Source organism: Cohnella laeviribosi DSM 21336 (genome assembly GCF_000378425.1).
In the GTDB taxonomy this organism is placed as follows: domain Bacteria; phylum Bacillota; class Bacilli; order Paenibacillales; family Paenibacillaceae; genus Cohnella; species Cohnella laeviribosi.
In genome coordinates this window covers 35,639-49,178 of sequence record NZ_KB899838.1, presented here as the reverse complement: position 1 = coordinate 49,178, position 13,540 = coordinate 35,639, and the positions used below count along the sequence as shown (strand labels likewise).

General features: G+C 57.6%; 9 protein-coding genes. 4 read left to right on the top strand and 5 right to left on the bottom strand.

Translation table 11 applies throughout. The annotated features are described in order from the left end of the window. Positions 1-246: integrase core domain-containing protein (locus tag F560_RS0117040; protein WP_019006971.1), on the top strand; the 246-nt coding region annotated here is incomplete at its 5' end. A 345-nt stretch (positions 247-591) separates the two neighbouring features. Here F560_RS0117040 and F560_RS0117035 read toward each other — a convergent pair. Both F560_RS0117035 and F560_RS0117030 read right to left on the bottom strand, forming a co-directional pair. Next, positions 592-3,855: a DEAD/DEAH box helicase gene (locus tag F560_RS0117035; protein ID WP_019006970.1), complete on the bottom strand. Its 3,264-nt coding sequence runs from the start codon at positions 3,853-3,855 to the stop codon at positions 592-594. A gap of 94 nt (positions 3,856-3,949) precedes the next feature. After that, positions 3,950-4,249, bottom strand: coding sequence for a hypothetical protein (locus tag F560_RS0117030; protein ID WP_019006969.1), 300 nt, complete (start codon positions 4,247-4,249; stop codon positions 3,950-3,952). Between the two features lie 135 nt (positions 4,250-4,384). On the opposite strand from F560_RS0117030, the gene F560_RS0117025 reads away from it, so the two are divergent. Further along, positions 4,385-6,250, top strand: a complete 1,866-nt coding sequence (locus F560_RS0117025) for an LTA synthase family protein (RefSeq protein ID WP_019006968.1) — start codon at positions 4,385-4,387, stop codon at positions 6,248-6,250. Between the two features lie 321 nt (positions 6,251-6,571). Here F560_RS0117025 and F560_RS0117020 read toward each other — a convergent pair whose 3' ends face one another. Genes F560_RS0117020 through F560_RS23535 form a run of 3 tightly spaced genes read right to left on the bottom strand, consistent with a single transcriptional unit; the run spans position 6,572 to position 8,831 of the window. Continuing rightward, on the bottom strand, positions 6,572-7,651 hold the full coding sequence (locus F560_RS0117020) for a PAS domain-containing sensor histidine kinase (RefSeq protein WP_019006967.1): 1,080 nt from the start codon (positions 7,649-7,651) through the stop codon (positions 6,572-6,574). A gap of 13 nt (positions 7,652-7,664) precedes the next feature. Then, entirely contained in the window at positions 7,665-8,321 is a 657-nt protein-coding gene (locus tag F560_RS0117015) for a response regulator transcription factor (RefSeq protein WP_019006966.1), read from the bottom strand. Positions 8,322-8,357: 36 nt separating this feature from the next. Beyond that, positions 8,358-8,831 (bottom strand): GAF domain-containing protein, encoded by a 474-nt coding sequence (locus F560_RS23535; RefSeq protein ID WP_019006965.1) that lies wholly within the window; start codon positions 8,829-8,831, stop codon positions 8,358-8,360. Between the two features lie 234 nt (positions 8,832-9,065). Between F560_RS23535 and F560_RS0117005 the strand changes: the two genes are divergently transcribed. Together F560_RS0117005 and F560_RS0116995 are read left to right on the top strand one after the other, a co-directional pair. Then, positions 9,066-9,596, top strand: coding sequence for a DoxX family membrane protein (locus F560_RS0117005; protein ID WP_019006964.1), 531 nt, complete (start codon positions 9,066-9,068; stop codon positions 9,594-9,596). Positions 9,597-10,356: 760 nt separating this feature from the next. Continuing rightward, the gene (locus tag F560_RS0116995) at positions 10,357-13,539 is read left to right on the top strand and encodes an efflux RND transporter permease subunit (protein WP_019006962.1); all 3,183 of its coding nucleotides are present in this window, start codon (positions 10,357-10,359) and stop codon (positions 13,537-13,539) included. The last annotated feature ends 1 nt before the right edge of the window (position 13,540 follow it).

The window sequence follows — 13,540 nt, the reverse complement described above, 5'->3', positions numbered from 1 at the left end:
CAAATGATTGGCAGCATGAGTCGCAAGGGCAACTGTTACGACAATGCCTGCATCGAATCTTTCCACAGCGTTCTCAAGAAAGAGCTCATTTACCAAACGAAATTTAACACTCGTAAACAGGCGTATGATGCGATTTACGAGTACATTGAATTGGAGTATAACCGCATCCGTATCCATTCGTCGATCGGTTATCTGACTCCGTATTTGTACGAAAAAAGGTACTATGAGCAACTCCAGGCAGGATAAAAGTTGTGTCCACTTTCTTGACAGTGATCCAGGATACCCGATTGAATTGCCTTTTCGGCACTTAAATCGGGGGCCGAGGCGAAAACGGACTTTGCAGTTGCTATTAAGGCAACTGCAATCCCGCTAGACCGGTTTGGCGAGTCGGATACCCGATTGAATTGCCTTTTCGGCACTTAAATCGGGGGTCGTGGCGAAAACGGGCTTTGCAGTTGCTATTAAGGCAACTGCATTCCCGCCCGGCCGGTTCGCTTGGGGAAGCGGCAGAACATGGAACCGAAATAGAAATGAACCTCCAATCTCCACGATTGCCGTGGTTTTTGGAGGTTCGTTTGTTCTTATATCCGCCTAAATCATCAGCAGCTCGCGAATTTCCTCTTCGGTAATGGCCGACAGCGCTTCTTCGCCGGGCTGGATGACTTCGGCGATCAAGTCCTTTTTGCGCTGCTGCAGCTCCACGATTTTTTCCTCGATGGTGCCCTGCGCGACGAGCCGGATGACCTGCACGACCTTTTTTTGCCCGATCCGGTGCGCGCGGTCCGCCGCCTGCTGCTCGACCGCAGGGTTCCACCACAGATCGTACAGAATGACGGTGTCGGCGCCCGTCAGGTTCAGGCCCGTACCGCCCGCCCGAAGCGAGATGAGGAATAGATCCTTCTCCCCTTCGTTGTATCTCCCGCACAGTTCCACCCGCTCCTTCGCAGGCGTTTGGCCGTCGAGGTAAAAGTACGGCAGCCCCCGCAGCTCAAGCTCCTCGCGAATCAGACCCAGCATGGACGTGAATTGCGAGAAAATGAGCAGCCGTTTGCCGCCGGCAAGCGCCTCCTCGACAATTTCCAGCAGCTGTTCCAGCTTGCCCGAATCGCCCGTGTAATTTTCCACGAACAACGCGGGATGGCAGCACAGCTGGCGCAGCCGCGTCAAGCCGGCCAAAATCTTCATCCGGCTCTTCTGGAAACCTTCCGTGTTCAGATGGGCGATCGTCTCCGCCTGCAGCTTGGCCAAGTAGGCCACATACAGCTTCTTCTGCTCGGCGGTCAATTCCGACATTTGCAGCGTTTCGATTTTGTCCGGCAGCTCTTTCAGCACATCGCTCTTCAGCCGCCGCAGAATGAACGGCCGAACCCGCCTGGCCACCGTCTCGCGGGGCAGCTCGGCAAACCGGCTGCGACTTCCGAACAGCTCCGGGAATACGGCGTCGAACAGCGACCACAGCTCCTCCAGCGAATTCTCGATCGGCGTCCCGGTCAGCGCAAAGCGGCACCCCGCCCGGAGGACCTTGACCGCTTGGAATGTTTGGGTCGCATGGTTTTTGAGCGCCTGCGCCTCGTCGAGAAACAGCGTGTGAAACCGCTGCTTGGCGTAATGCTCCATATCCCTCCGCAGCAGCGGATAGGAAGTGATCAGCACGTCCACACCGTCAAGGTTCTCAAGGACGCCGCTTCGCTCCTGCTTATCGCCGGCGGCGAGGCTCACCCGGAGCTCGGGGGCGAACTTCGCGATTTCGTTGCGCCAGTTGTAGATCAGCGAAGCGGGGGACACGATCAGCGCCGGCAAGCCCGACTCCCGTATCTGGTCCCGGACGGATTCGATGAAGGCGATGGCCTGCAGCGTCTTGCCGAGTCCCATATCGTCGGCGAGTATGCCGCCAAAACGATAATGGGCGAGCGTCTTCAGCCACTGGAAGCCGAATTTCTGATAATCCCGCAAAACGGGCGCGAGCCCTTCCGGCACGGCGAAGTCCAGGTTGTCCGGATTGCGCATGTTGTCCAGCATTTGCCTGAGCGCGCGGCCAAGCTTGACGTTCCGGGTTCTCGGGCCTGCATCCATCAGCGGCAGCCCCCGCACGGGGGCGAGGTCGAGCCGGGAGCCTTTGATCTCGTTTTTCCGAACGCCCATTTCCTCCATGAGGCGGGCGACTTCCGCAAATCCTTCGTCTTCCAGCGACAGGAACGCACCGCTGGACAGGCGGTAATATGTTTTTTTCTCGATCAGCGTCTTCAGGATCAGGCCGATTTCCCGTTCGTCGATGCCGTCCATATCGAAGCGGACTTCCAGCCATTGCGTCCGGGCATCGAGGTCGATCGTCATGCGGGGCGGGGGAGGCGTGTCGCGCAGCATCGCTTCCAGGGCGGCCGTCGCCGAGACGTCGGCCCATTTCTCCAGCTGCGGGAGCAGCCGGTATTGGAACCGGCAGATCCGCTCCTCGTCATCGAGATACAGCTCGCTGCCGTTGTACTTGAACGAAGCCCGTTCGATAAGGCTCATAATGCGCCCTTCGGTTTCCATATCGCGCAGCAGGATGCGGTCCGCGTCCGCTTGCCTGCTTTTGCCCGGCTGCATCGGATCGATCGCGATGTCATCGTAGATGTAGGTCAGCCTGGCGAGCAGCCGGTTGTTCAGCCAATCCAGCTCCACTTTCGCCTGCAGCTTGGGGCTGACGATCCGATCGGCGACCGCCTGGGCGATGGTTACGTTTCCGATCCGGCGCAGCCCCGGGATGACCCGATCCATGAACGGCTCGATCTGCGCCGGGGGAATGAGCATCTGCTTCCCCGGCTTATAGGCGAACATGCGCTTCAACTCGTCAAGCCGCCGCAGCGAGGCATCGTCCATCCGGTGCAGGATGCCGTCCGCCACGACAACGCCGTAGCTGTCCATGACAAGCGTCCGTTCGAGGCCGCGGATGTCCAGCTGAAAACCTTCCTTCGGCGCCTGGTTCAGCTCGAACTCCAGCGGCGGCGGCTCGTCGGTCACGATAATCCGTTCGGCGGTCCGCATGCCGTGCTCGAACCGGACGTTCGCCGATTCAAACAGCGGCAGCATTTCCTCCCACGCGTACGGGGGGATGATCATGCGGCGCTCAAGATGCAGGGAGGAGCCGCCGTTATGGCTGCGGAAGGCTTCGCGGTAGGCTTCCTCGCTGCGCCCGATTTCGATCAGGCGGCGCACGATCGCCTGATCCTCCGGCTTGAACGCGTGCACCGTCGGATCGTACGTGAACAGCTTGGCGAACGCATACGGCAGCTTGGCCTCGACCTTTTGCAAAAAATCTTTTATTTTCTGAACGACATACAGCCGTTTCGGCCCCACTTTCATTTCGACGGCCATCAAAGGGGAACGGCCGTGGTCGTTTACGGGCGAACAGACGAACTCCGTCTCGAGTAACTGCGGCTCGCTTCCGGGCTCTTCGTCGTTCGGATAGGCGGCCGCGGGCGGCGCGTCGAACAGGGAGATCATGTTTTTCGCAAACTGAATATCCCGGCTGGTGAAGACCGGCGCCGGAGGCGGCGTGAACGGAACGATGCGGGACGGCTCCGCGGGCTTGGGCTGCGACTCGTAGAGATGGATGAGCACGGCGGCGATATGCTTGCAAAGGTACTGGCTATGATAGGCAGGACATGTGCATCTGGCGTCCTGAATGCCGGTATCGTCCATCACGATCCGCTGATAATAATCCGTGCCGCCGGCCACGCAGGCGCTGTATTGCCGATGGGCCGCGTCGTATTCGACGCCGGTTACCCGATGTTCCTCGTAATATTTGCGCCCGCGTTCATACGAAAGATGTCCGCACAGCAGCTTGATTTGTTGAAGCGACAGGGAGCTGGTCATCGTTCGTTTCCTTCCGCTTATTGTCAATACTTCATTATACCACAAGCGATAAGCGGTAAACGATGCGGGTTGCGCGCGAACGCGGGATTCCGGCTTACCTTTCTTTAAGTTGAACCAGATGCGTGAGCCGGGGGGAAACGATCACTTTGATGACGTGGCGGTCTTTGTCGTACTCCAGCTTGCCGGAACCGGCGGAAGAAACGGGGGATGCGCCGAGCACGTAAAACAGATCGTCGGCCAGCGTCCGCAGGCACACGTCCCGCTCCGACTCTTCGAGTTCGTCCCATTCGTATCGCGTCATTTCAAACGTTTCGTAGCAGTCGGGAATGGAAACCAAAGCATTGGTCAAATCGTCCAAAATACGATCGTACGGCCTTGTGTATCGGATCGCCATCGGCTCACGTCCTCTCGCGGGTTCAGGATCAACGTATTCCAGGTATTGCATAAACTTTATTTGCAAAGAATAAGTCCGTATAATGATTACTTGAAACCGATCTGCGCGGAAGAACGATAGGAAGAACTACAGGGGATGATCAAAGTGACTGCCAGGCAGCGAATATGGCGCCTGCTATCGAAACCGTTCGTCTTTTTTTCCATTCTGATGGCACTCAAAATTTATCTGGCCCGGTTCGTGATCTTCGACGGAGGCCATGTCTGGATGCCGCTCGCGACGGGCATTCCCTCGGTATGGGTGGCGTTTTGCCTCGTCGAGCTGCTGTTTCACAAACGCAAGCTGGGCGCTTATTTGGTGGTCAATCTGATTCTGACGACCGTTTATTTTGCCGTCATCATGTATTACAAGTATTTTGGCGTCATCGTCACTTACCATGCCTTGCAGCAGGTCGGCCAGGTAACGGAAGTGAAGAGCAGCGTCTTCTCGCTTTTGCATCCTTATTTTCTTCTGATCTACGTCGACATTGTCGTTTTGTTTATTTTACTGCTTGTCAGCCGCAAGGTGCGGGCTTGGGGAAGAAGCCTTGCCGTCCGCGAGCCGCGGAGCGCCACCGCTGCCGTCGGCGTTCTCTCGCTCGCCATGTGCGTGGCCAGCATCTATCCCTATAAAGACGGAATGAACGAGATTTTGCAGGCCCAAAACATGGGCATTCTCAATTATGAAGCGTACGTCGCGTTCGGAGCCTCGAAGGACGAGACGATCGATTCGAGCAAGGTGACGCAAGAGAAAATCCGGGAAATCAAAGGGAACGAAGCCAAGGCCAACCCCGCCTATTGGGGAGCGGCGAAAGGCAAAAACGTCATCGTCATCCAGCTCGAGGCGTTCCAGAACTTCCTGATCGGCTTGAAGCTGGACGGGCAGGAGATTACGCCCAATTTGAACCGGCTGGCGAGCGAAAGCCTTTATTTCCCGCATTTCTATCAACAGGTCGGTCAGGGCAACACCTCCGATGCGGAATTTGTCGTGAACACGTCGTTCTACATCCCCCAGCACGGCGCCGCATCGCAGGTTTATGCGGACAAAGAGCTGCCCAGCATGCCCAAGACGTTTGCGGAGAACGGCTATGAAACGGCCACTTTCCACACGAACGACGTCATCTTCTGGAACCGCAAAGAGCTTTACAAGGCGCTCGGATTCGGCAAGTACTACGACAAGACGTTTTTCGGCGAAGAGGACCCCGTCATGTTCGGCGCATCGGACGAAGTGCTGTACGACAAGACGGCGGCCAAGCTCGGATCGATGCAGCAAAGCGGCAAGCCGTTCTATGTGCAGGTCATCTCCATGTCCGGCCATCACCCGTTTAATTTGCCGGAGCGCAAATACAAGATGAAGCTGCCCGACAAATACGAGGACACGCTGGTGGGAGACTACATCCGGGCCCAGAATTACGCGGACTTCGCGTTAGGCCAGTTCATCGACAAGCTGAAGGCGAACGGCGTCTGGGATAACAGCCTCGTTGTCATCTATGGTGACCACCAGGGGCTGCCCGTATACTCGCTGACCAAATACGAGAAACGATTGATGCGGGAAATCTACGGCCGCGAATACGAGGCTCCGGATATGCTGAATATTCCGCTCATCATCAAGCTTCCCGGACAAACCGAAGGCAAGGTGCTCGAGCAGACGGGCGGGCAATCCGATCTGTTCCCGACCATCGCGAATTTGGCGGGCATTTCGTTGGCGAACCATATTCATTTCGGCCAGGATATCCTGAACGAAACGCATAACGTGCTGCCGCAGCGGTACTACCTGCCTTCGGGATCGTTTATCAACGACAAGGCCGTATTCGTCCCCGGACTCGACTTTAAGGACGGAGTCGTCTATCCGTTCGGCGGGGGAGAAGCCGGGAAGGACCTGGTGACCGAAGAGCAATATAAAAATGCGCTGGAGCTGATCAGCATGTCGGACAGCTATGTGGAGTCTCTGCCGGAAAGAAAGTAACAAAATCAAGCAGACGTCTCCACCAATCGGCTGCAAGCAATTGGACGACCCCCGCCGGATAATCCCGGCGGGGGTCTTGTTTAGCTTAAGCGCAACCGCGCGACTCTTCCTGAATTCACTTGCACGAATACAACGAAAGCCCTGCCTCTCAATCGTTCTTGCGGCTCCTCGGCCGCTCCAGTGAGAATTCGTGTTTCCTTCCAGCAGCCGTTTGAACATAAGGAATGTGAAAGGGAACGGGAGGCATAATCCCCTTTGACGGAAAAATCAGAGGGTTACACTTAAATTAGTGCTTAATGTTATCATGAATGGATAGGAATGTCAACTTCCTTCCGCCGTTTTCGGCAAAACGACGGTCACGATCGTTCCTTCCCCCGGCGCGGAGCGGACTTGGGTCTGGCCGCCGACTCCTCTGGCGCGCTCTTCCATGCTGAACAGTCCGACGCCCTGCCTTTCCGGCATCGGCACGAATCCGACGCCGCGGTCTTCCACCCGCGCGTGGACATGCGTTTCGGATTCCCATACGTCGACCCGGGCTTCGGCAACGCCGGCATATTTGCCGATATTGGTCAACGCTTCCTGAATGATCCGGTACAAGGCGGTTTCCACTTGCCGGTCCAGCCGGCCGGAAAGCTTGCAGGTCAGATGGACGCGGATGCCGTAATGCTGGGAAAACATCTCCGAATAGCTTCGCAGGGCCGGCGCGACCCCGAGATCGTCCAGCACGGACGGGCGCAGCTCCCAGGCCAGATTCCGCACCTCTTCCATAATGGCGGTGACGTCTTGGCGAAGCTGCTTCAATTCCGGCGGGTGGTCGGGGTTGGCCAGCAGCCGGTCGAGATGAATGGCCATGCCGAACAAGCTCTGTCCGATGCCGTCGTGCAGCTCGCGGGAGAAGCGTTTGCGCTCTTCTTCCTGAATGCGCATGACGCGCGTCATCATTCGCTGCAGCTCCTGCTCCGCCTGCTTGAGCGGAGTCACTTCGTTGCGGATGGCCAAATATTGATAGGGCTCGCCCTTTTCGTCCAGAAACGGCACAATGGTCGTGTACACCCAGTAATAACTGCCGTCTTTCGCCCGGTTCCGGATTTCGCCCCGCCACACGTTCCCGGAGCGGATGGTGCGCCACAGATCGCGCATGAACGCTTTGCTATGGTAGCCCGAATTGATGATCCGGTGATCGCTGCCGATCAGTTCTTCCCGGCTGTACTTGGAAATTTCGCAAAATTTGTCGTTGACGTACTGAATGATGCCTTTGCGGTCGGTTACCGCCACGATCGACGATTCGTCCAGCGCAAGCTTCAGATGGTTGAGCTGCTGCAGCGTTTGCCTGAGGTTGCGGCGGAAGGCGGCATCCATTTGAAACGCAGGGTCGTCGAGACATTCCAGCAGCTTGTTCACGCGTTGCGTCTCTTCAGGTGTCAAACGTCAGCAACCCCTTCTTGAGCGCATATTTTACCAGGTCGGGCCGCGTCTTGAGACCGAGCTTCTCCATGATATGAGCTTTGTGGGTTTCCACCGTCTTGACGCTGATGACCAGGCGATCGGCGATTTCTTTGTTGGAATAGCCTTTGGCGATCCAGCCGAGCACTTCCTTTTCCCGTTCCGACAGCTGTTCGTAGGAATCGGCCCCGTCTCCGTTGCGGACTCGCTCCATATACTCGTTCATCAGCCGCTTCGTGGCGGTCGGATACAGATAGGCGTCGCCTTGGGACACGGACCGGATCGCGGCGAGCAGTTCCTCGTGCGGCGCGCTCTTCAGAATGTAGCCGGAAGCGCCGGCTTTAATCGAACGGAACAGGTACTCTTCGTCATCGTGCATGGTCAAAATGAGGACGGCGGTGTCCGGCAGCAGCTTTTTCAATTCGGCCGTTGCGGTGAGCCCGTCCTTCCCGTGCGGCATGCTGAGGTCCATCAAGACCAGGTCGGGCTTAATCTGTAGAGCCATCCGAATCGCTTCGTCTCCGTCCGCCGCGTCGCCGACCACTTCGATGCCGGGCTTGCTTTCCAGCAGCATCCGAAGTCCGGAGCGGACGACGGCGTGGTCGTCCACGAGCATGATCCGAACCATTCTCTCTCCTCCTTTCCCGTTTACGTCTTTATCATATCAGGAGAACTCTCCAAAACGAACCTGCCGGTCTTTCGCGTCGCATTCGCCCAGTTGGCCGAGCCAGTTGGCGGAAAGCTGGAGCACGGCCAGATTTTCCGGAGTGTAGCAGCGGACGGAACGGTTGCCCGCCAGAAGCACCCCCTTCAGGCGGCCTTGCGACAAGACGGGGAAGCCGGCTGCGACCTGCAGCTTTTCGACTAACATCAAGGGAGATTGCTCTTTCATTCGTGCGGTGCCCGGGTTGCAGGGGTCCAAGATGAGCGGCCGGCCGATTCTCGGAACGGTGCCTTCCAAACCGCGGCCGATCCGGATCGAGAGCATGCGGTACCGTTCGTCGCCGCAGCCCGACGCGACTTCCCAGACCAGGCGGCGCTCCCGCTCCCGGTACCACGCCAATGCCGCCACGTCGACCGAAATCAGTTCGCGGAGCTGCTCAAGTTCCTTTTCCGCAAGTTTGCAAACGTTTTCCACTTTCCTTTTCACCTCGTTTCCCTTGTTATGCCGACCCTTTTATCCTCTCATCATTTTATTCTTTCCACTTGCCGCTGTAAGTCGGGGAATTCCCTTAATTTCGGCTAAGAAATGGCCTGACGGAACCCTTACGGAAAAATCAGGGAACTGTCCTCGTCGTTTTCAGCGTTTGTCCCGATGGGGAAAACGGCGCCGGCAAGCTATGATGGAGCCAGAAGAGAGGAGTGGATGCAAATGGGAAACTGGCTGAGAACAAACCGGATCGCCGCCGCTTTGCTTGTGGCCGTGAGGTTTTACCTCGGGTGGAAATGGGTGGAAGCGGGCTGGCACAAGATTGCGGACGGTTTTAACGCCGCAGGGTTTTTGAACAAAGCGATCAAGAACCCGGTGCTGGAGACCGGTACGGAAAACGCGATGTACCCCAATTACGTCGCTTTTCTGAAGCATTTTGCGCTGCCGAATGTAAAGCTGTTCAACTTCCTGATTCCGTGGGGCGAATTCCTGGTCGGGCTGGGCCTGATTTTGGGCGGACTGACCCTCACGGCGGCATTTTTCGGCATGCTGATGAATTTCATGTTCCTGATGGCGGGCACCGTATCGAGCAATCCCTGGATGATCTTGTTCGGCATCATCATCCTGCTGGCCGGTCCCAACGCGGGCAAGTTCGGGCTTGACTACTATCTGCTGCCCGCACTCAAACGCGCGTACCGCCAAATCGTCAAACGTCAACCGCCAACCCCTCCGGCCGCTCCGGTGAACGGATAAGGAGCCGCGGGATGGATTCATTCGCCAACGATTCTCGACTCCCCACCCCCTGTATTGCCCCGGACTTTATGCCGCAGCTTTTGCGGCGAGGCCGGGGCGTTTTTTTGCGCGTGCGGCCGCTCCCATTAGCTCATGAACGAACAAGGATGTTTAAACGCTCTGCCGGACAGCCGCCGTAGCCCATGAGCAGTCGCAGTCTGAGCGTCCTTATCTTGGTTAACGCGACAATATAGCAACTCGATAGCAACTCGGCTAAGCGTCTAAAGGTGCGCGGCTAAATTGGAATAAATCCAATCGAATGCATCGTTCAGGCGCAGGAAGCCGGTCTATGTTGGATATATCCAGTGTTTTGGCCCGAAGAAGCCGAATCTGCACGGCTCTCGGGCCTTTTCGTTGGAGAAAATCCAGCATAAGTGCCGGAAAGAAGCGAAAGGAGCCGGTATCCTGCACAAAATCCAATGCCCGGAAGGAACCCGACGGTTCCGCCCCATTCCGAATCCGGTCTTCAAAAAACGCCGATAGAAGCCGACAGAGAATGTGGATGGGGCCGTCGTCTTTTTTTTTGGCGTGCCCCGGCGGCCACAAAAAGTCGAACGTGCGGTCGAACGAACGGTCGAAAAATTTTGAAACCATGTCCGGCTAGGCTCGTATATTAGGATGAAAATTGCGGCCTATCGGACGGAAAGACGCCAGATCGGCTTTCGACCGGCCGTTCGATAAGATGGCGCCGCGATGGCCAAGTTCAAAAGGGAGTGGAGAGATGAAGAGCGTCATCAAGTTTTCGCTGAACAACAAGTTTGCGCTTTGGTTGTTCACCCTCATCGTCCTCGTATCCGGTTTATATTCCGGTGTGACGATGAAGCAAGAGAGTTTGCCCAATCTGTCGCTGCCGTTCCTGAGCGTGACGGCCGTGTATCCGGGCGCGACGCCCGACGCGGTGGTCGACGAAGTGACGGCGCCGCTGGAGCAGCGGCTTCGCAATCTGGACAACGTGAAAAACGTAACGTCCACCTCCATGGAAAATGCCGCCAACATCATCGTGGAGTTTAACTACGGCCAAGACATGGACAGGGCGGCCACCGACGTTCGCGAAGCGATCGACGCGGTGACTTTGCCGAGCGGCGTGGAGACGCCGACGGTGTCCAAGTTCTCGTTCAATTCCTTCCCGGTCATCTCGGTTAGCGCAGCCGGTCAAGGCAGCCTCGAGGATCTGACCAAAATCGTCGAAGACGAAATCAAGCCCGCGCTGGAAGATATCCAAGGCGTCGCTTCGGTGTCGGTGGCCGGACAGTATATGAAAGAAGTGCGGCTGACCTTCGACAAGGCCAAGCTTGCCCAGTTGGGCCTTAGCGAAGATACCGTCAAAAGCCTGATCCAGGCCGCCGCCGTCAAGGCTCCGCTCGGCGTGTTCGAGCTGGACCGTTCGGAAAAATCGGTCGTCGTGGACGGCCGCGTGGCGACGCTGGACGACTTGCGCAATCTGACGATTCCGGCCGTCGGTTCCGGTGCCGCCGCCGGTTCCCCGGCAGGCGCTTCCGCCGGCTTCCCCGCAGGCGGGGCTGCCGGTGCGGGCGGTCCGGGCGCTGCCGCCGGTACGGGCGCGGCTGCCGGAGCAGGAGCCTCCATGCCGGCGCTGCCGGCCGGGGTGCCTACCGTCAAGCTGGGCGAAATCGCCAAGCTGGAGCTGGTCGGCCAGGCGGAGTCGATTTCCCGGACGAACGGGAAAGAATCGATCGGCATCCAGGTCGTTAAAGCCAACGACGCCAATACGGTCGATGTCGTCAACGCCGTCAAGGACGAAGTGGACGCATTCAAGAAAAAGTATCCGGACATGGAGTTGGTCGTTCTTCTCGACCAAGGCAAGCCGATCGAAGATTCCGTGATGACGATGGTGGAAAAGGCGTTGTTCGGCGCTCTGTTCGCCGTCATTATCATCCTGCTGTTCCTGCGGAATTTCCGGTCGACGATCATTTCCGTCGTTTCGATTCCGCTCTCGCTCATTATCGGCGTGCTTTTGCTCCGGCAATTCGATATTACGCTTAACATCATGACGCTCGGCGCAATGACGGTCGCGATCGGCCGGGTCGTCGACGATTCGATCGTCGTCATCGAGAACATTTACCGCAGGATGTCGCTGTCCGGCGAGAAGCTGAAAGGGAAAGAGCTTATCATCGACGCGACCCGGGAGATGTTCACGCCGATCATGTCCTCGACGATCGTGACCATCGCGGTGTTCCTGCCGATCGCGCTGGTAAGCGGCATGGTCGGGCAGCTGTTCATCCCGTTTGCGCTCACGATGGTGTTCACGCTGCTCGCCTCCCTGCTTGTCGCCATTACGATCGTGCCGATGATGGCGCATTCGATGTTCCGCAGCGGCGTCAAGCCGGGCAAGAACGAGCATCACGACAAGCCGGGACGGCTCGCCGAATGGTACAAGCGGATGCTTGCTTCCACCTTGCGGCACAAGGTCATTACCGTTGTCGTGGCGTTTGCCCTGCTGTTTGGCAGCTTCCTCCTGGTGCCGCTGATCGGGACCAGCTTCCTGCCGGAAGAAGAAGACAAGTACATGATGATTACCTACAAGCCGGAACCGGGCGCCCGCCTCGAAGATGTGGAAAAGAGGGCGCTGCAGGCGGAAAGCTATCTTCTGGAGCAGCCGGACGTGACGAACATGCAGTATTCGGTCGGAGGCAGCGGCAATCCGTTCATGATGGGCGGTTCCAAATCGGGGCTGTTCTATCTCCAATTCGATCCTGACATCAAGCAATTCGAGGAGAAAAAAGAAGCGATCGTCGCCGGCCTGCAGAAGAAGGTTCCGGAGGGAACCTGGAGCGAAATGGACATGTCGGGCGGAATGGGCGGATCCAGCTTCAGCCTCGGCGTTTACGGCGAATCGCTGGATCAGATCCGGCCGGTAGCCGAAAAGATCGCGGAGATGATGAAGCAGGATCCGGCCTTCGCCAAAGTCGACACGAGCCTGTCCGAAACGTTCGGCCAATACACGATCGTCGCCGACCACGCGAAGCTGAGCCGGTACGGTTTGACCGCCGGGCAAATCGCGATGAAGCTGATGCCAAACCGCGATCGGCCGGTGCTGACGACCGTTCAGGAAGAAGGCAAAACGTATAACGTGTATGTGGAAGTCGACAATAAAGCATACGCCACAATTGCCGACATCGAAAACGAAACGCTGCAATCGCCGCTTGGAATGGAAGTCCCGATCAAGGACGTAGCCAAGGTCGAGGAAGGAACGGCTCCGAGCTCCATCACCCGCGAGGACGGCCGGATGGTGGTCAACGTAACGGCGGAAGTGACCACCAATGACGTCGGCAAAGCTTCCTCCGATCTGCAAAAGAAAATCGACGAGCTGGACTTGCCGGTCGGCGTCGAGGTCAAGTTCGGCGGCGTAACCGAACAAATCAACGAGACCTTCACGCAGCTCGGGCTGGCGATGGCGGCGGCCGTCGCGATCGTGTACCTGGTGCTTGTCCTGACGTTCGGCGGCGCGCTGGCTCCGTTTGCGATCATGTTCTCGCTGCCGTTTGCCATCATTGGCGGCCTGGTGGCGCTGTGGCTGGCCGGCGAAACGCTCAGCGTATCGGCGCTTATGGGGGCGCTTATGCTGATCGGGATTGTCGTGACGAACGCGATCGTGCTCATCGACCGCGTCATTCACAAGGAGCGGGAAGGCCTGCCGACGAGAGAGGCCATTCTGGAAGCGGCCGGAACCCGTTTGCGTCCGATTCTGATGACGGCGCTGGCGACGATCGGATCGCTGCTTCCGCTGGTGTTCGGAATCGGAGGCGGAGGCGGCATCATTTCCCGCGGACTTGCCGTTACCGTCGTCGGCGGTTTGATCAGCTCCACCCTGCTGACGCTGTTTATCGTGCCGATCGCATACGAGGTGTTGATGAAGCTGCGGCGCAAGCCTAAGGAAGGTTAAG